At 65.5% G+C, this 22,305-nt stretch carries 20 protein-coding genes and 1 tRNA gene; 6 read left to right on the top strand and 15 right to left on the bottom strand.

The annotated features are described in order from the left end of the window. Positions 1-33: 33 nt before the first annotated feature. Entirely contained in the window at positions 34-1,194 is a 1,161-nt protein-coding gene (opgC, locus tag RND64_RS08565) for an OpgC domain-containing protein (RefSeq protein WP_049700905.1), read from the top strand. A 145-nt stretch (positions 1,195-1,339) separates the two neighbouring features. On the opposite strand, the gene RND64_RS08560 is transcribed toward opgC, so the two are convergent. Then, positions 1,340-2,488, bottom strand: a complete 1,149-nt coding sequence (locus tag RND64_RS08560) for an acid phosphatase (RefSeq protein WP_049700906.1) — start codon at positions 2,486-2,488, stop codon at positions 1,340-1,342. Between the two features lie 184 nt (positions 2,489-2,672). After that, complete coding sequence (locus RND64_RS08555) at positions 2,673-4,199, bottom strand: DUF7782 domain-containing protein (protein WP_049700907.1); 1,527 nt, start codon at positions 4,197-4,199, stop codon at positions 2,673-2,675. Positions 4,200-4,620: 421 nt separating this feature from the next. Here RND64_RS08555 and RND64_RS08550 point away from each other — a divergent pair, with 421 nt between their 5' ends. Both RND64_RS08550 and RND64_RS08545 read left to right on the top strand, forming a co-directional pair. Further along, positions 4,621-6,246, top strand: coding sequence for a hypothetical protein (locus RND64_RS08550; protein WP_270482429.1), 1,626 nt, complete (start codon positions 4,621-4,623; stop codon positions 6,244-6,246). Positions 6,247-6,336: 90 nt separating this feature from the next. Next, a complete protein-coding gene (locus tag RND64_RS08545; RefSeq protein ID WP_235434476.1) occupies positions 6,337-9,750 on the top strand; it encodes a GH92 family glycosyl hydrolase in 3,414 nt (1,137 codons plus the stop codon). Here the strand turns inward: RND64_RS08545 and RND64_RS08540 are convergent. From RND64_RS08540 to RND64_RS08520, 5 genes are all read right to left on the bottom strand, one after another. Then, positions 9,691-11,289 (bottom strand): hypothetical protein, encoded by a 1,599-nt coding sequence (locus tag RND64_RS08540; protein ID WP_049700909.1) that lies wholly within the window; start codon positions 11,287-11,289, stop codon positions 9,691-9,693. The genes RND64_RS08545 and RND64_RS08540 overlap by 60 nt on opposite strands. 84 nt (positions 11,290-11,373) lie before the next feature. Then, the gene (locus RND64_RS08535) at positions 11,374-12,081 is read right to left on the bottom strand and encodes a cysteine hydrolase family protein (protein WP_049700910.1); all 708 of its coding nucleotides are present in this window, start codon (positions 12,079-12,081) and stop codon (positions 11,374-11,376) included. Continuing rightward, positions 12,078-13,529, bottom strand: a complete 1,452-nt coding sequence (locus RND64_RS08530; RefSeq protein ID WP_049700911.1) for an allophanate hydrolase — start codon at positions 13,527-13,529, stop codon at positions 12,078-12,080. The genes RND64_RS08535 and RND64_RS08530 overlap by 4 nt, the downstream gene beginning before the upstream one ends. A 56-nt stretch (positions 13,530-13,585) precedes the next feature. Beyond that, positions 13,586-14,299 (bottom strand): GntR family transcriptional regulator, encoded by a 714-nt coding sequence (locus tag RND64_RS08525; RefSeq protein ID WP_049700912.1) that lies wholly within the window; start codon positions 14,297-14,299, stop codon positions 13,586-13,588. Between the two features lie 156 nt (positions 14,300-14,455). Continuing rightward, positions 14,456-14,540, bottom strand: a tRNA-Leu gene (locus RND64_RS08520). Between the two features lie 60 nt (positions 14,541-14,600). On the opposite strand from RND64_RS08520, the gene RND64_RS08515 reads away from it, so the two are divergent. From RND64_RS08515 to RND64_RS08505, 3 genes are read left to right on the top strand one after another with little or no spacing between them, the layout of a single operon-like run. After that, positions 14,601-15,071 carry a glucitol operon activator gene (locus tag RND64_RS08515; protein ID WP_049700913.1) on the top strand — a complete coding sequence of 157 codons (471 nt, stop codon included), beginning with the start codon at positions 14,601-14,603 and terminating at the stop codon, positions 15,069-15,071. Next, a complete protein-coding gene (locus RND64_RS08510; RefSeq protein ID WP_049700914.1) occupies positions 15,068-15,439 on the top strand; it encodes a DUF3817 domain-containing protein in 372 nt (123 codons plus the stop codon). Before RND64_RS08515 ends, RND64_RS08510 begins: the two co-directional genes overlap by 4 nt. A gap of 45 nt (positions 15,440-15,484) precedes the next feature. After that, positions 15,485-16,597: a glycosyltransferase gene (locus RND64_RS08505; RefSeq protein ID WP_049700915.1), complete on the top strand. Its 1,113-nt coding sequence runs from the start codon at positions 15,485-15,487 to the stop codon at positions 16,595-16,597. A gap of 47 nt (positions 16,598-16,644) precedes the next feature. Here RND64_RS08505 and rdgB read toward each other — a convergent pair whose 3' ends face one another. From rdgB to RND64_RS08465, 8 genes are all read right to left on the bottom strand, one after another. Then, complete coding sequence (gene rdgB, locus RND64_RS08500) at positions 16,645-17,256, bottom strand: RdgB/HAM1 family non-canonical purine NTP pyrophosphatase (RefSeq protein ID WP_049700916.1); 612 nt, start codon at positions 17,254-17,256, stop codon at positions 16,645-16,647. 4 nt (positions 17,257-17,260) lie between these two features. After that, the gene (rph, locus tag RND64_RS08495) at positions 17,261-18,016 is read right to left on the bottom strand and encodes a ribonuclease PH (RefSeq protein WP_049700917.1); all 756 of its coding nucleotides are present in this window, start codon (positions 18,014-18,016) and stop codon (positions 17,261-17,263) included. 18 nt (positions 18,017-18,034) lie between these two features. After that, complete coding sequence (locus tag RND64_RS08490; protein ID WP_049700918.1) at positions 18,035-18,802, bottom strand: cyclic nucleotide-degrading phosphodiesterase; 768 nt, start codon at positions 18,800-18,802, stop codon at positions 18,035-18,037. Between the two features lie 104 nt (positions 18,803-18,906). Further along, on the bottom strand, positions 18,907-19,716 hold the full coding sequence (gene murI, locus RND64_RS08485) for a glutamate racemase (RefSeq protein ID WP_083444490.1): 810 nt from the start codon (positions 19,714-19,716) through the stop codon (positions 18,907-18,909). After that, positions 19,713-20,366, bottom strand: a complete 654-nt coding sequence (locus RND64_RS08480) for a rhomboid family intramembrane serine protease (RefSeq protein ID WP_049700919.1) — start codon at positions 20,364-20,366, stop codon at positions 19,713-19,715. Before RND64_RS08480 ends, murI begins: the two co-directional genes overlap by 4 nt. A 194-nt stretch (positions 20,367-20,560) precedes the next feature. Beyond that, on the bottom strand, positions 20,561-21,532 hold the full coding sequence (locus tag RND64_RS08475; protein WP_049700920.1) for a PLP-dependent cysteine synthase family protein: 972 nt from the start codon (positions 21,530-21,532) through the stop codon (positions 20,561-20,563). A gap of 7 nt (positions 21,533-21,539) precedes the next feature. Further along, positions 21,540-21,848, bottom strand: a complete 309-nt coding sequence (locus tag RND64_RS08470; RefSeq protein WP_049700921.1) for a MoaD/ThiS family protein — start codon at positions 21,846-21,848, stop codon at positions 21,540-21,542. Between the two features lie 7 nt (positions 21,849-21,855). Further along, on the bottom strand, positions 21,856-22,263 hold the full coding sequence (locus RND64_RS08465; RefSeq protein WP_049700922.1) for a Mov34/MPN/PAD-1 family protein: 408 nt from the start codon (positions 22,261-22,263) through the stop codon (positions 21,856-21,858). Positions 22,264-22,305 lie beyond the last annotated feature (42 nt).

The raw sequence follows: 22,305 nt of genomic DNA, 5'->3' as shown, positions 1-22,305 counted from the left end.
ACGCGGGGTGCGGTCTTCTACGCTCGAGTAACCATGACTCGTGATCTCGCCATCGACGCCACACGCGGCGTCGCCATCTGGTCGATGATCACGGCGCACTTCGCGCTGGGCATGCGCATCGCCGAACCCACGCACTCGTTTCCCTATGTCGACGGAATGTCTGCGTTCGTCCTGCTATCGGGATTCGTCCTCGGACTGGTGTATCAGCGCTGGATAGAACGCCACGGCCTGTGGTTCGGCTACCAGCGGCTCACCAAACGGATCGTCGTCCTCTATCTGTGTCAGTTGACGATTGCGCTCGTCGCCGTAGCCGCGGCAATGGCCGGGCATCGCTGGCTCACTCTCCTGCTCCCGATCGACGGGTGGGGCGAAGGTCTACGACTCGCGCTGAGCATGAATTACCTGCCCAGCGGGGGCAACATCTTGTTGCTGTACATGGTGTTGATGGCGTCGGCGTACGTCGTGTTCCCCCTGTTGATGCGCGGATGGTGGGTCGCGGTGCTGAGCGGATCGATTGCGCTGTACGTGCTCTCGCAGATCCACTCCCCGCACTGGTTCTTCCTGACCCAGTCGATGGCGTCTCCGCGGACGGAGAACTGGGCGGCGTGGCAGATCATGTTCGTGCCTGCACTGGTGATCGGCTGGAACTGGCGACGTTGGCAGGGCGCCCGTTTCATCGACAGATACCTACCCGCGTTTGTTCTCGTGGCCGTCGGCGTGTGGTTGGTCTTCCACTACGTGATCGACGCCGGGCCGTTGGCCGATCTCGAACCCCTCGTCGCCGACAAGGTCAGCTTTGCGCCGGCACGGGCGTTGGGCGCCTGGGTCGTCGTACCCGCGGTGTACGGGGTGTTCCGCGCGCTGCTGCGCGTGTGGCACCACGACTGGTTGCGACCCCTCGTGATGACCGGGGCACGCAGCCTCGATTCGTATGTCATCCAGGCAATCGCGCTCATCATCGTTCCGATCCACATCGCTCACCGGCCCTGGGACGAGACCACGTCGATTGCCGTCACGCTGCTCGTCTTCGGCGCGTGCTGGGCGTGGGCGGAGCTTCGACGCGCCGCCGAGATCGACAAACTCCATCGCCTCCCCGCGATCGCCTACGACGCGACGCGCAGCCGCGCCACCCCGGGCGACGGGACTATTGAAGCCCCGGAACGCGAGCCCGTCGCCGGCGGTGTACCCGGTTGAGTTCCCGAAGCCGTTGACTGTCGGGGCAGCGCCGCGCAGAAAGTGACGTCCCTGGGGTCACTCGCACGTACCGGTACATGCGAGTGACCCCAGGGATGTGGTTTTCTGCGCTGCGATCAGACCGGTTCGAGTCGTGCAGCCCGCCTCAGCGAGCCGCCCATGCACGCGCGATGTCGAGTCGTTGCCAACCGCCGTGCGCTCCGGTCTTGTCGAGCGGATACCCGCCGGGCAACGCCGTGCGCGCCAACAAGTCCCGCAGTTGCTGCGTCGACCATCCCGGGTGAGCAGCCCGGATCAGGTTCTCTGCACCGGCCGGAACCTGAAGCGGCGCAGCGGGTCCGGTCGGCAGGAACGAGAAGGTCGAGCGCTGCCGGTAGCTGGTCAGCGCGGCGTCGGTCGACACGTAGGGCTGCTGGCAGCCGACGATGCGGCTGATCGGTGCACCGACTCGCGCGGCGAGTACCGACCGCAGTTCGGTGCGCGCCTGCGCCAGCAGCCTTCCGAAACTCGGGTCGGCGATGACCTCGGCGGTGATGTTCTCGGCAAGCATGCGTCCGCCGATGACGTCGAGTGGGTAGTGCACCCCGAGCACGACGCGGTGATAGCCGTACTCGGCGCCGCGGGCGAGGACCTGCGGCCCGACCTCGGGCAGCATCGTCGCGATCAGAAACGCCTGCGTGTAGCCCCAGGTGGTATGTCCCGACGGGTACGACCCGCTGCCGCGCACCGATTCGTAGAGGTCTGGGCGACCATCGCTGTAGTGGCGGATGAGAGTGGGCGCGACCTCGAACGGCCGCTTGTAGTCGAAGTACTTCTTCTCCTTCGACGTGCCGACGCGCTCGCCGACCAAGGCCTTCTCGCCGAGTAGCAACTCACTCGTCTTCGGAAGCTGTCCCGCCTTGAGCGCGTCGAAGAACGCGGGCGAGAGCTTCGAGCCGAGAGCGTTGAAGATCGCGGGTCCCTCGATCGCGTAGTTGTCGTCGACCGCATACGCCGAAGCCTTGGGACTCGCGGAGTTGTTCACCGCGATGGCCTCGAGAAGATTCTGCTGCTTGATCACCGGGGACAGCGACGAGAACGCGTCAAGGGTCGCGATGTGATCCGCGGGCTTCGCAGTCGCGAACGGCGCCGACTTCTCGCCCGCGGTGAAGCCACTCGACGCCGAGACGGCAGTCGGGGCGAAGGCACATGCTGTGGGAGCCGCTGTGGCGGTCGTGGGTACCAGCAGGCCGACGGCAGCAATGACGGGAACGACTGCGGCCGTGAGTAATCTGCGACTTCCGAACCGACGCATAGGTGTTTCCTCCCCGAGGCAGTTTCGCCCCATGGACGTCGGGGCCGGTCGCGAACTCACTCAGATGACCAGCTCATGTCAACGCCACGGCGACGATGCGGTGAACGTCTGGTGTCCAGACCGGTCCCATCAGATCGGGGTCGGACAATCCGGTCGGGCTGGGAAGCGCTGTGGGGGTGCTTGCTCAGCGAACCTCGTAGAGGATGCCCCGACCGATTGCCTCGCGCACCACGGGCAGTGCTGCTTGTGCGAGCGCGTCGGCGTCGACGTCGTGGAAGTCGGCGAGAAGTTCGATCAGAGCGCCGAGTGGCACCTGGCCTCGGCAACCCGCCAGCAGTGCCCGTGAGACGTCCTCGACGCCGAGCACGGCGCCGGGCCCGCCGGGACGGCGTACGGATGCACCGATCTCCTGCCACCCCTCGTCGCTCGGAAGTGACTGCGCGTCGAGAAATACGGGAGCAGTCTTCAGCCGAGCGGCCAGCAGGGCGTCGTCGGAGGTTGCCCGCAGATAGTCACGACGGTCCAAGAACGCCTTCGCTTCAGGGCCGGTCACTTCCTCACCAGCGCCGGTGATCTCCTCGATCACGACGTCGGGCGGGCCGTCGGGTCCGCCGCGACGATCCCGAAGTGTGATGACTCCCATGCCGATTCCCGCAATGCGCCCGCGCTCGAACCAGTCGAGCCAGGCTGATCCCCGCGCGGCGATCTGCTCGGGTTCTTCGCCTGCGTCGGACAACCACAGCGAGATGTAGTCGACGGGATCGGCCAGTTCGCGCTGCACGACCCACCCGTCGAGGCCCGTCTCCGCGATCCACGAACCCACTCGATCGCGCCAGTCGGCGTCCTCGTAGACGATCCAGTTGGCGAGCAGCTGCGCCGTGCCTCCGGGATTCAGGTGCGCGGGCAACTCGCGGATCAGGCGCGCACACAGAGCGTCGCCCTCCATCCCGGAGTCGCGATACTCGTAGTCCTGCGACCCTGCTCCGACGACGAACGGCGGATTGGAGACGATCAGGTCGAAGCGCTCGTCGCCGACGGGCTCGAACAAGCTGCCCTCGCGCAGATCCCAGGACATTCCGTTGAGGCGCGCGGTCGCGGCTGCCAGAGCAAGCGCTCGGGGGTTGGTGTCGGTCGCAACGATCCGGTCGACGTGCGTTCCGAGGTGCAGCGCCTGAATTCCGCACCCGGTACCGAGGTCCAATGCCGACTCGACCGGATCACGAATGATCGCCCGTGCCAACGAGATCGACGCCCCTCCGATACCAAGTACGTGATCGTGCCCGACAGGACCCGAGCGCATCGCGGCGTCTTGGTCGGAGACGACGAGGTAATCGCGGACGTCGTCGGCGTGCGGTCGGATGTCGAGGACAGCCCGCACCCGCTCGTCATCGACGAACTCGACGACGCCGTTCGCTGCGAGCGCATCCAGCGGCGTCGACGCAAACGCCTGCTCAGCGGCCTCACGCGGCTCGTCAGAGCCGAGGAGGAAGAGTCGGATCAGCGTCGCGAGAGGTCGGTGTTCGGTGGGCGCTGACGAGGTAGCTCGCAGCGCAGGCCACCACACTCCCCCGCCGAGAGCTGCGTTGGCCTCGTCACCGAGAAGCGCGGCAACTCCGTCGGAGTTGTACTGCGCCGCACGCAGATCCGCTCCGATCGAGTCGACGACCGACGCGTCGTGGAGAGGAAGGCGCCCAGGCGTGGGGTCAGACATGCGTCACCGACCTTTCAATGCTTCGTGGGGCAATGTCCAGCAGACCACACGACCCGCACCGTGGCAGACGACACTCACATCAATTCGCCGAGAAGTCTGTACGCAGTCCGTAAAGTGCCCTAGCCTTCCGAGTGTCAGCCGAGACCTGATAGTGACCTTAGAGATTCATTAAGGTTATGCTAACCTCACGAACTGAGCCGATGTGCTGGTGCCATCGGCGGGATGAGTGAGCAGGCGGCGGACACCATTTCGGTGACACATGAGAAGAGAGTGCTTCATGGTGCGTGGCGGGGGTCGGGACCACCCAGCGGCAGTAGGACGATCGAGAACCGGGACGAAATGGCTCGTCCGCGTCACCGCAGTCACGACGTTGTGTTCGGTGTTTGCCGCCGGCGCTACCGGTAATGGCACAGCCGCCGTGGTGGCCACGCAGGCCGCGCATCAGCAGCAGGCCGCAACGCAAGCGGCACAGATCAAGACGAAGCCGACAACGCGTCCCGCCGAGACCTACGACGAGCGACTCGACCGGATCGGCAAGTCGAAGCGATCACTGCTGGCAACGCCCAAGGAGAACCTGGGCAAGGAAACCAGTTGTGTCAGTGCTGAATTCACCTCCCTTGCAGTGGTCTACGACTCGCTCTTCGAGTCGATCCTCCCGTCACTTCCGCCTCAGCTGAAGCAGAACGCCTACGCCGCACGTGCACAGGCACATCGCGACATGGACCAGATGAACGTCTCGACGCTGGCGATCTCCGACAACCCGCTGGCCCTCGGCGCCGATTCCGACGACCCGGCCACCAAGTACCGCACCCCGATCTCCCAGTGGATCGTGGTGCAGCTCTTGAAGGTTCGCGACGGCAAGCAGAACGATGCGATCCCGGTCAGCCGCATCACGTTGATGCAGGCCGTGGAGACGGCATGGCTGTATTTGTTCACGACCGTCGTGGCACCTGCGCGGGTGCTGTCGCAGATCGCGCCGATCCAGGGCAGTCCGTTTGAGGGAACCCAGCTGTCGGCACTCTCGGACTTCATCACCTGGAGGAGCATCCTGCAGATCGGCGTCTCCGCCAGCGCGCTCGGTGCCCAGTACACCTACCAGGCGATCGCCAGCTCGATGATCAACCAATGCGTCGCGCGGGTCACCAAGGAGCAGAAGGACGACGCCGGTCGGCCCAGCGAGACCGTGCGCTACAACATCCCGATCCCGGCCATCGTGCAGGACATCGCCGATCAACTCGCACTCGCCGACAACAAGACCTGCGCTCCGGTCGGTTCACTTCCGCTGTCGCGCATCGTGACTCGCACCTCCGACTACGCGCAGACGATGGTCACCACCGAGGCGCAGAAGCGCAACATTCGTAACGAGACCAAGCGCATTCTTACGACGATGCGCTCGACCCCGATTCCGCACAACCTGATCCCCGCCGATCCCGCGGACTTCAACACGGCGGAATCGATCGCGTCCTACATCGGCACGATCATTCCTTACGTCGGCGGCGCACCCCTCGACATCGCGTTGGGCCTCGGACACAACATCGGCCAAGGCGACAACCTCGCGGCGACGGTACCGCTCGCAGACCTCACCGTGACCAAGGGAATGACCGCCGCGTATTACTCGCTCTACCTGTCGCTGTACTTGTTCAGCACGGCAGGCGGACTGGTGGAATCTGCGGGCCTTGGGGCTGCAGGTATCACGGGTCTTCCGATCACCCCGGTCCGCCTGCTCAACGCGGCCGGTTCGGCAGCCATCACGTACGGACTCGTCAACTACCACAACGTGATCCGGTCGATGTGCTTGCGCGAGGACGACACCACGGGAGCCGGTCTCGGAGCCGAGCAGAACAAGAAGTTGCGCGACGCCAAGGACGGCGTGCGCACCGAGAAGGCGGCCGACGAGAAGGCGCTCGCGCCCGCCGCACCGACCACGTCAGCGCGCGTGCCCGCCGGTGAGGATCGACGCCGCACCGCGACACCGTCGACCACATCGAAGAAGCCCGCCATCACACCGGTGCCCGGCCTGCCCTTCACGATTCCGGCTGCTGGCTGATAGCCGAACGCAATTCGCGGCGGTTGCTGTCGGTCTCGGGTTTGGTGACTCACAGCAACCGCAGGTGGTAGTGCACGTAGGGTAACGCTTGTGCGGTTCGGTGCGCGCAGGCAGAATCCGACCACCTCGCTACGGCGCGGCCCTGGTCCGTCGCATCCTGTCAACGCACGGCCGCTGGTCGGTCTGACGTCGCTGCAACCGTGGGTCTACGACCTCACTGTGCGCCCCGAGTCCGAGGGGGTTGCCGGGCTCGACGGCTGCGATCTCGTCGGGCGCGTCGTCGGAGAAGACGACGAGCTGACCTACGCCATCCATGCCTTCTTCGACCCTGACGAGCACGACGTGCGGGACTCGTACGCCGCAACGGCCGTATCCCTCGATCTCCACTTCGACGACGGGCACTCGCTTTCCGAGCGAGCGGTGTCCGACCAGCACGGCGTCGAACTCCATCCGCGCAGTCAGTACCTTTCTCGGACTATCGCGGTGGATCAATGGACTCTGAAACGAGTGCGACTCACCGGATGCGCGGGGCTGAGGATCGTCGGGGTGGCGCTCCGGTTGGCTCCACCCCCGCGAATCACAAAGAGTCACAAGCAACGTCGGCTCAGGGGATTTGTCGACGAGGTGTGCCTGCGTCCGCGCAGTGTCCCTCCCCCGGAGCGTATTCATCGCGTACGCACCACACGCGGAACGCACTCCAGCGACCGCTTCTCACGCGGCAACTGCGCACCGCTCGTCGCTCCCCCGCACGGGGCGGTGTTCGGTCTGCCGATGACCGACGCGGGCAATCGAGGGTGGCCGTACTCGTACCACGAGGCCAACGACGCCGAGAATCGTTCGCACCTCAACGCTTTCGCGACCTCGCACATCCCGAGTCCCTGGATGGGTGATCGTGGTGTGCTCCAGTTCTTTCCCAGTGCACTTTCCCAGCCCTCGCTCGATCGCGGCGACCGTGCGCTCGAGTTCTCGCACCACGACGAGTCTGATCGTCCGGATCGCTACGCCGTGCCACTCGGCGGCGGCTCTGCCGCCGGTGGTGTCGACGCCGAAATCACCGCGGGCACCTGGTCGGTGTGGCTGCGGGTTGGCTTTCCCTCCGACGTCGGGTCACTGATCTTCGATCAGCTCGACGGGCGCGGATCGCTGGTGTTGTCCGACGCCTCACAGGGTGTGATCACCGGATTCGTCGATGGCCCAGGCGGTTTGGTCGATGTGCCACGCATGTACTTCGCCGCACGCGTCGATGTTCCCGTCACGGCAACACGCCACGCACCCGGTCGCCACGAACGCAGCGCGGTGCTCGGAGCGGTCACGCTCGACGTCGCGCAGCGTCGAAGCGCGGTGCTCGCCATCGGGACGTCGTTCATCGGTGTCGATCAGGCAGCCCGCAACCTCGACTACGACATCTGTCTTGCGGGAGGCGGTTTCGATGCGATCTGGTCACGAAGCCGAGCGGCCTGGGACGCTGTCCTCGGTCGGCTCGACATCCGTGGCGCGAGCGATGACCAACTCGTCACCGCGTACTCCAGTCTCCATCGAGTTCACCTCTACCCCACCATCGCCCATGAGAACGTCGGGACCCCCGAGCGTCCGCGGTGGGCATACGCAGACCCGTTCGTTCCGCCCGTCGACGACGCACCGACGCGGACGGCGCGTCCCGTTGTCGACGGCAAGCTCAGCGTGACCGACGGCTTCTGGGACTCCTATCGTGCGAGCTGGCCCCTACGTACCCTCGTGTGGCCAACGGAGACAGGCGAATTGGTTGACGGCTTCGTCGAACATTACCGGCGGAGTGGTTGGACGAGCAGATGGTCGGCGCCGGGGCCCGCCGACATCATGACCGGCACGAGCAGCGACGCGGTATTCGCCGACGCCGCGCTCGCCGACCTGCCGGGACTCGATCTCGAGAATGCCTACGACGCCTGCCTACGCAACGCGACCACCCCGTCGTCGAATCCCCGCGTGGGCCGAAAGGGTATGTCGCGGTCTCTGTTCCAGGGATTCACCGACACCGACACGGCCGAGGGAATGAGCTGGACGGTCGACGCCGCGATCAACGACGCAGCCCTAGCAACCTTCTCACGCTTACTCGCACAACGCTTCCCAGCTCATCCTCGGAGTGAGGAGTTCCGCACCAACGCGCTGTGGTTTGACGCACGAGCCGCGTCGTACGCCGCCGTCTTCGACGCCGAGAGCGGCTTCTTCCGCGGGCGAGATCGCAAAGGGGACTTGCGCCCGCTCCGCGACTTCGACCCGCGTAGATGGGGCATCGACTACACCGAAACCAACGCCTGGGGAACAGCATTCACCGCACCCCACGACGGCGAGGGACTTGCGACGCTACACGGAGGACGAACCGCACTCGAGAAGAAGCTCGGCGAGTTCTGCGCGACTCCCGAGACCGGCAGCGCCGACATGCGCGGGTCGTATCCCGTTGTGATCCACGAGATGCGAGAGGCGCGCGACACCCGCATGGGCATGCTCGCCCTCTCCAACCAACCCGCACACCACATTCCGTTCATGTACGCCCACGCGTCCACGCCGGGTAGCGTCGCCCACGCGAAGACGCAGTCGTTGGTTCGCGATGCCACACAGCGACTGTTTCTCGGATCAGAGATCGGGCAGGGATATCCGGGCGACGAGGACAACGGCGAGATGTCGGCGTGGTACCTCTGGGCGGTCACGGGGCTCTATCCGCTGTCGATCGGCTCGGGCGAATACGTGATCACCGCGCCGACGTTCCCCTGGATCAGGTGGACGTTGGACAACGGCGCCACACTCACCGTCGACGCTCCCGCGGCGTCGCCGACGAATCGCTACATCGAGTCCGTGACCATCGACGGGCAGCCGTGGAGTCACATCACCGTGTCTCGGGAACGACTGATGCGGGGTGCACGCATCACCATCGCGCTCGGCCCGGCGCCCACGACGTGGGCCGCGGGCACGGTGCCGGCATCGACTACTCCGCAGGGCGCAGTACCCCAACCACCCCGCGACCTGACGAGTCCGCGGGCAGCTCCGACGTGCGCCCGCGGCCCAACAGACGCAACCGCCGTCTTCGACGACGATTCGTCGACAGCGCCACTACTCCTGCCATCTGGCCACGCGGTCGGCTGGGCATTCGACGCCCCGACCCTCGTCGACCACTACACCGTCACCCCGCACTCGGCGGGCGAGCTGGGGTGGCTGATCGAGGTTCTCGACGACGCCGGCACGTGGATCTCCGTCGACGAACGGAGAGCTTCGTTCCGGTGGGATCGACAGACCCGCATCTTCGCGCTGCCGACGGCGAGCACAACGTCGGAGATCCGACTGCGGACACTCGACGACGCCGAGCTGGCTCAGTTGGAGTTCTTGCGACTGAACAGCACCGTGCACCCACCGGAAGAAAGCCAGCACTGCCCGCGACGTCTCGCGACGCCGCGGGCAAGCGATAGTGGCGAGTCAGTGTCCGGCGACCACGTCGGCCTCGTCGACGGTCACCGGCGTTCGGGCTTTGGGTAGGAACCAGTAGGCGAAGCACACGATTCCGAAGAAGAGATAGCCGAGCGCCACCTGCGGGTTGGCCGCCCACGTCACCTCGGGTGCATGGATGAGCCCGATGAACGACAGCACCGCACCGACCAGGCAGGCGATCGCCGCATAGTGGAACTTCTTGTCCAGGATGAACGTCACGATCGCCCCCAACACCAGACCCACCAGCACCGCACCTTCGCCGAAGGTCTTGAGGCCGGAGTAGACGAGCCCGGCGTTGGCCAACGCGTCGCCTCCTACCTTGTCGGCCGTCGTTCCTGCCGCGGACAGTGCGTTGTCGATGAGGCCGGTTCCCCACTGCGCGAGGTTCGGCAGGATCGCCGCGACCACCGCTACCGCGTGCAGTCGGGGTACAGCCTGGAACGCCTGGGCCCCGATGAGCAGGCCGATGTAGAGCAGGATCGGCACGATCGCGGGCACCGGCAGCAGCGCCTCGAGTACCCCGACCAACCCGAGGAAGCACAGCAGGCCGACCACCACCCCACTGGCCAGCGAGTACGTCGACCGACCACCGGCGTCCTTCCACCCCGGGTGCCCGATGTAGACCGCAGGCGGGAACGGCGAGCCGAACGCCGCACCGATACATGCGCCCGCACCGTCGGCCAGCAGCACGCTCCGTAGGTCGTAGTTGTCGCCCGCGGCGGCGGCGCTCTCGACGTTGCTCATCGCCTCGGTGAAGTTGTAGACGCCCAACGGGATTGCTGTGCCCAGCAGCGGGGCGAGATCCCCCAAGCCCGAGAAGAGCATGTCGAACCGCTGATCCGGGACTCCGATGGCGATGTTGTCGACAGCGCTCTGCAGGTCGGGCAACGACATGAACCCGCCGATCCAACCGATGGCGGTGCCGACAAGTAGCGCTGCCAGCCCGACCGGGATGTTGCCCGGCAGCTTCACGTCGGTGAAGAACCCGATCAAGATGATCGCCAGCACCGGCAACCCAATCCATGCCGCATCCCATATCTGTCCGGCCGGCCGCATCGAGATGAAGGTGATCGAGATACCGGCGAGGGTGCCGAGCATCGCCGCGCGCGGGGTGAGCTTGCGGACGTACGGTCCCACGAACGCTCCGATCATCACGATCACACCGATCATGAACGCCCACGCCAAGCCGGCCTGCCAAGCCTGCATCGCGTCGTTGCTCTTGAGGTAGACCGGCAGCATGACCACGAATACGACGATGAACATGTGTGGAACGCTCGGCCCGTACGGCAGAGCCGTGACGTCACTCCTGTTCTCACGCTTGGCAAGTCGTCGGGCCAGGTAGGTGTAGTACAGATTGCCCAGCACGAGTGCGACGCCGAGGGCGGGCAGCACGGTACCGAGGACATCGTCGGCCGGAACCTTGACGACGCCGATCATCAGGCCGGTAAGGGTCAACACGTTGACGAGAATGTTGAATCCGAGCCCGAAGAAGGCGTTGGTATCCCCTCGGGTCCACCACGGTAACTTCGCAGTGGCGTCAGGTGTCGACGGCTCGGTGGGTGGCGCGGGTTCGACGGTGGTGCCCATGATGTTCCTTCGAGTGTGTAGATGTTTCAGCAATGTCGATTCCACAACGCCGTGGAAGGTGGTGGTGAATAGTGTTGTGCTAGTTCAGGAAACGACGTCAGACGAGGCCTCTGCACGACGCCCGAGCATCGCCGGGAGCAGGTCGGCACTCGCAGCGACCCAGCCGAAGATGCCGCCCTGCGCGGCGATCATCTCCAGCCCGACACGCTGAAACTCAGGGAAGTAGGACCCGACGCAATCAGAAACCACGACGCACTCATAACCCCGGTCGTTGGCTTCACGAGTTGTGGTGTGCACGCACACCTCGGTGGTCACGCCGGTCACCAATAGCTGCGTGATGCCATTGGACTCCAACACTTTTCCGAAGTCCGTCGCGTAGAAGGCACCCTTGCCGGGTTTGTCGATCACGACTTCGTCGGCCAGCGGCGCAAGCTCGTCGACGATGTCATGGCCGTACTCGCCCCGGATCAGGATGCGTCCGAATGCCCCGAGGTCGCCGATCCGTTTCGACGGAGCACCTCGAGACAGTTTGGCGGGCGGGCAATCCGACAGATCAGGGAGGTGTCCTTCTCGCGTGTGTACGACGAGCATGCCCGCTGATCGGGCGGCGGCGAGCAGCGCCTGCAACGGTTCGACGACCTTCTGCAACTGCCCGACGTCGTTGCCAAGAGTCTCACCGAAACCACCGGGCAGCAGGAAATCTCGCTGCATGTCGATGATCACCAGTGCGGTGCGGTCGAGTTCGAGATCGATTGGTTCGGGTAACGCCATGACGGTGACCGATTCGCTCACAACACGGCCTTTCTGTTGTGCTGCAGGGGTTTCGCTTGCACGCTGTTCAGCTCTGGGCGTCCCACGACGGAGGCGTGCGCCCGCGGCTCGTCGAGCAACTCGGCCGCAAGATGCAACACCGTGTCGTCGGAGAGGGCATCGCCGAGCAGCATCGCAGCATGGGGACGTCCGTCGGCGGTGGTTCCCTGCGGTACCGAGATCCCTAGAAGGTCAAGCAGATTCCCGAAGTGCGTGTAATGACCGAGCATCGTGTTCGCCGCGATGGGTTGTGCAAGCACCTCATCGACGGTGAACGTGCGGCCGATCGTCGGCACCACCAGAACATCCATGGCGCGCCAGATCCGGCCGACCTCGGCACGCAGTTCGGCGAGTCGCTGCAGCGCGGCGAAGGCATCGACCGCCGTGTACTTCAGTCCGCTGCGCAAGATATCGCGCACCACTGGGACGATCTCTTCCGGATGCTCGTCGAGGAATTCATCGAACACCACCAGGCGCTCGGCGACCCACGGCCCCGAATACAGGAGTTCGCCGGCGGCAAGGAAGGGCGCCAGAGATACCTCGACGACCTCAGTCGGGACGGAGAAACTGTTGTTCTGGAGCTTGTTTCGGAAAGCAAGATGAGCATCGCGCATCGCCTCATCGCCGAAGAACTCCAACTCCTCCACCGGCGGCAGGCCGATAGTGATGCGGTCACCGTCGAATCCCGGCCCCGACGCTCGTGACCACGGATCATCGTCGTCGACGCCTGCCATCACCGCCATGACCCGATCGACGTCGTCGATGCAGCCGGCCATCATCGTGATGCAGTCCAACGACTTACACGCCGGCACAAGCCCCACAGTGCTGATCAAGCCTCGGGACGGCTTGTAACCGACGACACCGTTGAGGGCCGCAGGGACCCGGCCGGACCCGGCAGTGTCGGTGGCCACCGCGAACGGGACCTCACCCAGCGCGACCGCCAGCGCCGATCCCGAACTCGAGCCACCGGAGATCATGTCGCCCCCGTAAACGCTGCGGGGCACGGTGAACGGGGTGCGCGTGCCGTTGAGACCGGTAGCGAACTGGTCGAGGTTGGTCTTCCCGACGTAGAGCGCACCCGCGTCGAGTAGGCGCTGCACGACCGGCGCGGTGGTCTCGGCGACATATGCGTAGCCCGGGCACGACAGCGTTGTGGGCACCCCGGCGACGTCGATACTGTCCTTGACGCCGAAAGGCACTCCGTACAGCGGAAGACCGCGCGCGCCCGGCCTGGCTTCGAGTTCGGCCGCCGCCGCCATCAGTTGGTCTCTCGGCACCGTCGACAACCAGGTGCCATCGTCTCCACGCGCCTCGATCGCATCGCAGACCATTCGTGCGGTTCTGCTCGGCGACCCGCTACCGCTCACATGTGATTCGACGATCTCGGCGACCGTCGGCCCCAGGGTTGGACCCTCTCCGGAAATGTTCATACCGTCGATTGTCGACAGAATCGTGCCAACCGAAGAACGACTGTGTGTCGTTTGTGTTAGCTCATCCGGGCTTCGTCGGCTCGCCCGTCCTCCCCCATCGTCGCCTCGACAAGGTTGAGGTAGTTGAGGTGTCCGTGATCACGTAGTGCGGCGACCACGGCTTCGATGTCGTTGGCTTCTAGCGCGTGCAAGATGTCGTGATGACGATGGAGTCCATCATCGTGCCCGTGGTGGTCGCGCGCCTCCGCACGCAGGTTGACCGCCATGGGCAACTGTAGTTTCAGCAGGATCGGCTCCAAGGCGATGTCGAGTTGCCGATTGTCGGCGAGTCCGACCACCGCTGCATGAAACCGCCGATGAGCATCGTCGATATCAATGTCGGCCGAAGCATTCTCCATGGCCTCGATGGCCGCGCGCACTGGCGCAAGTTGAACGTCGGGATCGGCCAGCGGCAGTGCCGACTCGACCGCATATCGCTCGAGGAGTTGGCGAAGTTCGAAGAGCTGCAAGATGTCTCGCGGTGCCCACTCTGCCACCCGGGTTCCGCGGCGAGGCTGGTGTTCTACGAGGCCCTGCTGGGCTAGCAACCGGAGTGCCTCTCGGACCGGAGCCCGACTGATGCCGAGATCGGTGCAGAGTGTCTCTTCGACAATCTTCTGTCCGGGTGTCAATGCCCCGGACAGGATCGCGTCCCGAATACGACGGCCTGCCACGTCGACGAGGCTCTCCGGGAGATCGGGGGTGACACCGGACCCATCGATCTCCGTCATCGTGCGTTCGTACCCTTCGTAGTGATGAATTCGTGGGTGACGGTTGGTCGTACCCGTGGCCGAGTCTAGTCAGCATCGCGTCATCCGCTGGACATCTCTGGCCACCGTGACGTCGGATGCGAATTCACGGGCGCACTGATTCGAGTAAGGGTTCTGTGGTGCGCGAGGGGGGACTTGAACCCCCACGTCCGTAGACACTGGAACCTAAATCCAGCGCGTCTGCCAATTCCGCCACTCGCGCGTGCGCGGTCAACAGTACCGGTCGCGCGGCGATACACCCAGGCCAGGTACCGTCAAAGGTATGTCTACTACGCGTCGTGGTGCCCGCAGGCACCGCCCGGCACTGTTGGTGCTGGTGGCGCTCGCCGCTGTCGTATGCCTCGGCATGGCGTGGTGGCAGTGGGATCGTTATGAGTCGTCGGGCGGTACCGGCCAGAACCTGGGCTACGCGCTCCAGTGGCCGGCGTTCGCCATTGCGTTCGTCTGGGCGTACCGCCGGTTCGTGGTGCTCGAGGCCGACCCTGAGGAGGTCGAGAAGCTCAGGCCCAAGGGCGTGACCGAGATCCCCGACGGCATACTTCCCGAGCGGGCCACCACCCCGAGCGCGTCGTCGTTCGCCGCGACTCCCGTGCGCGACGATTCGACACTCACCGACTACAACCGGTACCTCGCCGAGCTCGCCGCCACAGACCACGAGCGCACCGAGGCGCAGCCGGTCACCACGCCCGCGACGACCCGCGAGTCCACACAGACGGAGGAACACCCCAGGTGAGCAGCGAGACCCCACAGAGCACCGAAACCGCCCAGTCCGCGCAGACCACCACGCCCGTCGCGAAGGTGAAGAGCGCACTGACTCGCTATCGCGTGCTCGCGTGGATCACCGGCATCTGGCTGCTGCTGTTGGTCGCCGAGTTGATCCTGCGCTATGGCTTCGGCAATCACGTCTTGGACTTCGTCCCGCCGGTACACGGCTGGATCTACTTCATCTACCTGATCTGCGCGATCGACCTCGGTATCAAGGTGCGTTGGTCGGTCGGCAAGATCATCGTGACCGCCATCGCGGGCACCATCCCCTTCCTCTCGTTCTATGTCGAGCACATCCGGTCGAAGGAAGTAAAGGCGCAGTTCAACCTGCCCTAAGGCACGCGCAGCGCTGCGTTCACGCAAGCGCGGCTGACTGGCGAGGTGCGCATCGTCCAGTTGGCCAACTTCTACGGTGAGCGCTCCGGAGGACTGCGCACAGCCGTCGACCGCTGGGGTGCCGGCTACGTCGCCGCAGGACACGACGTGACGCTCGTCGTACCGGGAAGCGAATCACGCGAAGATCTGATGCCGTCCGGCGTAGTGAAGATTTCGGTGCGCGCCCCGGGTATCCCGTTCTCCGGCGGGTATCGCCTGGCATCCGCTCGACGCGTCGCCGACGTTCTGGCTTCGATCCGCCCCGACGCACTCGAGGTGTCGGACCGGCTGACGCTGCGCGGCTTCGGTGGCTGGGCCCGACGCCGCGACATCCCGTCGGCAATGGTGTCGCACGAGCGGCTCGACAGGCTGCTGGCCATGGCCATGCCCGTGCGGACCGCCCGGGCACTGGCCGATCGGGCGAACGCCGCAACCGCCAACTCGTACGACTCCGTGGTGTGCACCACCGGGTTCGCCGCCGCCGAATTCGAGCGGATCGGGGCCCGCAACGTGGTCCGCGCACCGCTCGGCGTCGACCTGGAGCAGTTCGCACCACACCACCTCGACCCCGCGCTGAGTGCTCGGTGGACCGACGGTTCGACGACTCTCCTGGGCCACTGCGGCCGACTGTCTATGGAAAAGCGCGCGGATCGCTCCATCGCGGCCGCTGCGAAACTTCATCGCGCGGGACTACCCGTGCATCTGGTCATCGCGGGAGACGGTCCCATGCGCGGCGCCCTGCAGCACGCCGCCAGGGGCCTACCTGTCACGTTTCTCGGCCATCTGCGTGACCGGCGCGAGGTCGCGGCACTGTTGGCCAGCACCGACGTCTCGTTCGCTCCCGGCCCGCACGAGACGTTCTGCCTGTCGGCGTTGGAGTCGCTCGCGTCCGGGACGCCGGTCGTCGGATCGCGGTCGTCCGCCGTGGCAGGAATGGTCGACGAGTCGTGCGGCGCACTCGCCGACAATTCTGGGACAGGGTTCGCACGCGCCGTCGAGCATGTTCTGTCGATACCACGTACCGAACGCGAAGGTGCCGCTCGTGCGCGTGCTGCGCAGTTCACGTGGCCCGATTCGGTCTCACGAATGCTCGCGGTCCACAGCGGCGGCGCAGGCTGACGGTGGCCGTTTGCCGCGACGCCTGGTCCGTTGCGCGCCGTCGACCCTCAGGCCAGGGCGCGCAGTGCGGGAACCAACTGCGCCAAGGCTTTTCCGCGATGGCTCAGTGCGTCCTTCTCGGCCGGTGCCAACTCGGCGGCGGAGCGTCCGGCAGCTTCTGCGTCACTGGGAAGGAAGAGCGGGTCGTAGCCGAAGCCGTTGGAGCCCTGCGGCTCTCGCGCGAACGTGCCGCGCCACTCACCGCGCACGACGGTCTCGTCGCCCGCCGGCGACACCAACGCACACGCCGACACGAATGCCGCGCCCCGTCGTTCGTCGGGCGTATCCGAGAGTTGCGCCAACACCAGCGCGTTATTGGCGGCGTCGTCGCCGTGTAGGCCGCTCCATCGAGCGGAAAGCACCCCGGGCATCCCGTTGAGTGCGTCGATCTCAATTCCCGAATCGTCTGCGAGACAAGGTAATCCAGTTGCCTTAGCGCCTGCCCTGGCCTTGATCAACGCGTTGTCCTCGAAGGTCGCACCCGTCTCGGGTTCTTCGGGGTACTCGGGCACGGCGTCGAGTCCGATCACCTCGAGGCCGGTGAGGCCTGCGGCGTCGACGACACGCTGAAGCTCGGCGAGCTTCTTGCGGTTACGACTGGCGAGGAGTACCTGCGACATAGGGTCAGGCCGGCTCGGGCAGGGTGCCGGGATACGGAAGCGCGAGCGCCTCACGCTGCGCCACGAACAGCTTGTCCGTACCGATCTCAGCCATGTCGAGCAACTTGTCGAGGGTGGCGCGCGGGAAGGTCGCACCCTCTCCCGTGCCCTGCACCTCGACGAGGGTTCCGGCATCGGTGGCGACGACGTTCATGTCGACCTCGGCGCGCGAATCCTCCTCGTACGGGAGGTCCAGTCGCACTCGGCCGTCGACAACGCCGACACTCACGGCGGAGATCATGCACGAGAGCGGCTGCGGATCCGACAGTCGCCCAGCAGCTTTGAGCCACGTCACGGCGTCGGCGAGTGCGACGTAGGCGCCGGTGATCGACGCGGTGCGCGTGCCGCCGTCGGCCTGCAGGACGTCGCAGTCGAGGGCGACGGTGTTCTCACCGAGCGCGCCCAGGTCGATGCACGCGCGCAGCGAGCGCCCGATCAGTCGACTGATCTCGTGGGTGCGTCCGCCGATCTTGCCCTTGACCGACTCGCGGCGTGAACGCTCGTGGGTTGCGGCGGGAAGCATCGAGTACTCGGCGGTCAGCCAGCCGAGCCCCGAACCGCGGCGCCAGGGCGGAACGCCCTCGGTGACACTCGCGGTGCACATCACCCGTGTCTGACCGAACTCGATCAACACAGACCCTGCGGGATTCGACGTGAATCCGCGGGTGATGGTGATGGGACGGAGTTCGTCGTCGGTCCTGCCGTCAGCTCGTGTGGTCACGAACTCAACTGTAGGAGATCACCCGGGTAGGTCGAACACCTGGCCCTGGCGCACGAGTCCGACCGGACCCGAGAAGGTACTTCGCGCTTCGGCGAGAATCGCCTCGGCGTCCGACCACGGTGCAACGTGGGTGATCGCGAGAGATTTCGCGTCGGCCTTGGTCGCCATCTCCCCGGCCTCGATGCCCGACATGTGCAGGTGCGGAGGGCGATCCGATGGAGCATGCGTCCACGACGCCTCACACAAGAAGATGTCGGCGTCTGCCGCCAGATCGATCACCGCATCGCACGGACCCGAATCGCCGCTGTACGCGATGACCTGCCCCTCCGGCCCGGTGAACCGAAGACCGAATGTCGCGGGCGGATGGTCGACCCGGAAGGGGTCGATCGTGATGCCGCCCAACGTGATCTCGATATTGTCCGACCACTCGTGGACGTCGAATGTATCGGTGATGTCGTCGATCTGACCACCGAACTCGCTCGACGCCGCCCCGATCCGCAGCGCGGTACCGGTCGGCCCATAGAGCGACGCCAGTTCGGTCGCGGGTGTCGGTGCATAGCGGCGCCACACCAACAACGCGGGAAGGTCAACACAGTGATCGGCATGCAAATGGCTCAGTACGACGTCGACCTCGTTCGGATCAACAATCCGCTGCAACTCCCCCATTACCCCGGGACCACAGTCGACGAGCACGGGTCGATGACCAGGAACGGTCAGCAGGTAACCCGAGCAGGCCGCGCCGGGGCCACCGACACTGCCCGAACAGCCCAGGACAGTCAGACGCATACGACCTACCTTGCCACGCGCACATGGCGGGCAGACCACTTATCGGTCACAAGACACGCCGACCGGGATGTGTGACCGGCCCGGCGTGGGCGACACGCCGCACGTCAGACCGGATCCACCGATCGGACAACGGGTCCGAGGAATCGACTCGACAGCTTTGCGAACATCTCCGGGTCGCCGGTCGCTTGGAAGTGGCGCACAGCCTCGCGCCCGGTGTGCGGGTGAAGGAGGTCGGATTCGGTGAGCACACGGAACAGATCTTTGGCGGTCTCCTCGGCGCTGGACACGAGTGTTACCTCGTCGCCCATCGCCAACTGAATCACGCCCGACAGCAACGGGTAGTGAGTGCAGCCGAGGACAACCGTGTCGACGTCCGCCTCCTGCAGCGGTTCGAGATATCCCTGCGCAAGACCCAGGATCTGCCTGCCGCTGGTGATTCCGCGTTCGACGAAATCGACGAATCGCGGACAGGCGACGGCGGTGATCTGAGCATCGCGGGCGGCGGCGAACGAGTCCTGATAAGCGCGCGACGAGATCGTCGCCTCCGTTCCGATCACACCGATGCGCCCGGTCTTCGTCGCGACAACGGCTCGACGGACCGCGGGCAGGACCACCTCGATCACCGGGATCGGCGCGTAGCGCTCACGGGCATCGCGCAGGCACGCCGCAGACGCGGTGTTGCAGGCGATCACGATTGCCTTGACCCCGCGCTCGGCGAGGTCGTCGCCGATCGCCAATGCGTGGCGTCGAATCTCCGGAATGGTCAGCGGACCGTACGGGCCGTTCGCGGTGTCGCCGATGTAGACGATGTCCTCGTCGGGCAGTTGGTCGATGATCGCGCGGGCAACGGTCAGCCCACCGACGCCGGAATCGAAGATGCCGATAGGCGCGTCGGCGCGTGTGTTCGTGACTATGACCGCACCCCCGGTGTTGTCGGGCCATACGGTGATACAGGACCCGACGAGGCGCTCCGTGGGCGTCGGCGACGATCCCGGTCGGCGAGGAACCACGCGGCAAGCACGCCGCCGATCGCGCCGAACAGATGGCCCTGCCACGAGACTCCGAAGGTGCCGGGGAACACGCCCCACAGCACCGATCCGTACACGAGAAAGAGGATGACTCCGATCGCGATCTGTGTGAGGTCGCGGTTGAAGATCCCGCGCACGAGCAGGTAGGTCAGCCAACCGAAGATGATGCCCGACGCTCCGACTGTGACGCTGTACGACGGCGCGAACAACCAGACTCCGAGGCCAGACACGATCCAGACGATCGCGGTGACGATGAGGAAGCGCTTGCTCAGCAGCAGAATGAATCCCAGCACGACGAGTGGGATCAGATTGGCGAACAGGTGCTGCCAATCGGCGTGGAGAAATGGTGCCCACAGGATGCCGTCGAGTCCGTCGATCTGGCGTGGTTCGATGCCGGCGCGATCGAGGTCGTAGCGCGTCGCGGCGTCGATCGCCTCGACGATCACGAGCACCGCGACGATGAACGCCATCACGATCGCCGACCGCGCCCACAGGGGTCGCGCGCCGCGCGTCGCGGGCGTGGTGCTCGGTGTCATCGTCTTTCCTTCGTCGGGTGGTCTCGACAAGCTCGACCAGCGGGTTCAGCTCGACCGGCGGTGGTCTCGACAAGCTCGACCAGCGGTGATCTCGACAAGCTCGACCAGCGAGGCTCGCTCGACCGGCTGGGGTGGCCCTCCCGCTGGTTGAGCGGGCGCGAGCGCAGCGAGCACCCGAGTCGAAACCACTGCGGCTAGGCCCAGAGCTGCCCCTCGAGTGCCTGCTCGGCATCCTCAAGGCTACCGTCGTACGCCCCGGTGGACAGATACTTCCATCCCGCGTCGGGCACTACCAATCCGATGTCGGCGCGTCGACCTTCTTTGAGCGCCTTGCGGCCGATGCCGCGGGCGGCCTGCAGGATCGCGCCCGTGGACACGCCCGCGAAGATGCCCTCGCGGTCGATGAGTTCACGCACTCGCGCGACGGCGTCGACGCCCTGAACCGAGTAGCGGCGGGTCAGCACCGATTCGTCATACAGCTCGGGCACGAAGCCCTCGTCGATGTTGCGCAGGCCGTACACCTCGTCGCCGTATCGCGGTTCGGCAGCGACGATCTCGATGTCGGGGTCTCGTTCGCGCAGATACCGTCCGACGCCCATCAACGTTCCGGTGGTGCCCAGTCCTGCGACGAAGTGCGTGATCTCGGGAAGGTCGGCGAACAGTTCCGGGCCCGTGCCCTCGTAGTGCGCGCGCCAGTTGGCCTCGTTGCCGTACTGGTAGAGCATCACCCAGTCGGGGTGCTCCGCGGCGAGTTCCTTCGCTATACGGACGGCGGTATTCGAGCCGCCCGCCGCTGGTGACGAAATCACCTCGGCGCCGTACATGCGCAGCAGTGATCGACGTTCCTCCGAGGTGTTCTCGGGCATCACGCAGATCAGGTGGTAGCCCTTGAGCTTCGCGGCCATGGCAAGCGAGATGCCGGTGTTGCCGCTCGTGGGTTCGAGGATCGTCGACCCCGGCTGTAGCAGGCCGTCGGCTTCGGCTTGCTCGATCATGCGCAATGCCGGCCGGTCTTTGGTCGAGCCGGTGGGGTTGCGATCTTCGAGCTTGGCCCAGAGCCGCACGTGCGGACCGTCGGCGGAGTCGTCCCACCGCGGTGAGAGACGTTGCAGTCCGATCAGGGGCGTGTTCCCGACCGATGAGATCAGCGACGTGTAGCGCGCCACGAAATCCCTATCGTCCCAGCTGTGGCAGTGCGCCACCGGCGACCGCAGGCAAGATGGTGACCTCGTCGCCGTCGTCGATCGTGGTCGCGAGACCACCGGAGAAACGCACGTCCTCGTCGTTGACGTAGATGTTGACGAAGCGATGCAGCTTGCCCGCGCCCGCACCGTCTGCGGCGACGAGACGTTCCTTGAGGCCCGGGTTGGCGGTCTCGAGATTGTCGATGAGCTCCGACAGCGTCGAGCCGGAACCCTCGACCCGCTTCTCGCCGCCGGTGTGCGTACGCAGGATGGTCGGGATGGACACGGTGACCGTCATGGTTGATTCAGCTCCTGATCTCGATGGGTTCTTCGGTGACTTCACCGTCGATGATGCGGTAACTCCGAATCTCGGTGTCGTCGGCGTCGCGCGTGGACACGAGGACGTAGTGCGCTTGGGGTTCGCTGGCGTAGGAGACGTCGGTGCGGCTCGGGTACGCCTCGGTCGCAGTGTGGGAGTGATAGATGACGATCGGCTCCTCGTCGTTGCGGTCCATCTCCCGCCACACCTTCAGTTGCTCCGTCGAATCGAAGCGGTAGAAGGTCGGCGACCGCTCGGCGTTGACCATCGGGATGAAGCGGACGGGACGGTCGGAACCCTCCGCGCCTGCGATCACCCCGCACGCCTCGTCGGGATGGTCCGCGCGCGCATGCGCGACCATCTGGTCGACCAACTCCTGGCTGATCTGCAGCACTCGCTCTCCTCGAGGTGAACGGATAAACGTCGTGACGAACAA

The organism is Gordonia sp. w5E2 (assembly GCF_036540975.1).
In the GTDB taxonomy this organism is placed as follows: domain Bacteria; phylum Actinomycetota; class Actinomycetes; order Mycobacteriales; family Mycobacteriaceae; genus Gordonia; species Gordonia jacobaea.
The sequence above is the reverse complement of the archived record's forward strand: the minus strand, read 5'-3'. Positions and strand labels throughout refer to the sequence as shown.

What these genes read in the sequence shown, in the direction of transcription:
- opgC (WP_049700905.1), top strand. Translation starts at nt 34, where the DNA reads ATGACTCGTGATCTCGCCATCGACGCCACACGCGGCGTCGCCATCTGG.
- RND64_RS08560 (WP_049700906.1), bottom strand. Translation starts at nt 2,488, where the DNA reads ATGCGTCGGTTCGGAAGTCGCAGATTACTCACGGCCGCAGTCGTTCCC.
- RND64_RS08555 (WP_049700907.1), bottom strand. Translation starts at nt 4,199, where the DNA reads ATGTCTGACCCCACGCCTGGGCGCCTTCCTCTCCACGACGCGTCGGTC.
- RND64_RS08540 (WP_049700909.1), bottom strand. Translation starts at nt 11,289, where the DNA reads ATGGGCACCACCGTCGAACCCGCGCCACCCACCGAGCCGTCGACACCT.
- RND64_RS08530 (WP_049700911.1), bottom strand. Translation starts at nt 13,529, where the DNA reads ATGAACATTTCCGGAGAGGGTCCAACCCTGGGGCCGACGGTCGCCGAG.
- RND64_RS08525 (WP_049700912.1), bottom strand. Translation starts at nt 14,299, where the DNA reads ATGACGGAGATCGATGGGTCCGGTGTCACCCCCGATCTCCCGGAGAGC.
- RND64_RS08515 (WP_049700913.1), top strand. Translation starts at nt 14,601, where the DNA reads ATGTCTACTACGCGTCGTGGTGCCCGCAGGCACCGCCCGGCACTGTTG.
- rdgB (WP_049700916.1), bottom strand. Translation starts at nt 17,256, where the DNA reads ATGTCGCAGGTACTCCTCGCCAGTCGTAACCGCAAGAAGCTCGCCGAG.
- RND64_RS08490 (WP_049700918.1), bottom strand. Translation starts at nt 18,802, where the DNA reads ATGCGTCTGACTGTCCTGGGCTGTTCGGGCAGTGTCGGTGGCCCCGGC.
- RND64_RS08480 (WP_049700919.1), bottom strand. Translation starts at nt 20,366, where the DNA reads ATGACACCGAGCACCACGCCCGCGACGCGCGGCGCGCGACCCCTGTGG.
- RND64_RS08470 (WP_049700921.1), bottom strand. Translation starts at nt 21,848, where the DNA reads ATGACGGTCACCGTGTCCATCCCGACCATCCTGCGTACGCACACCGGC.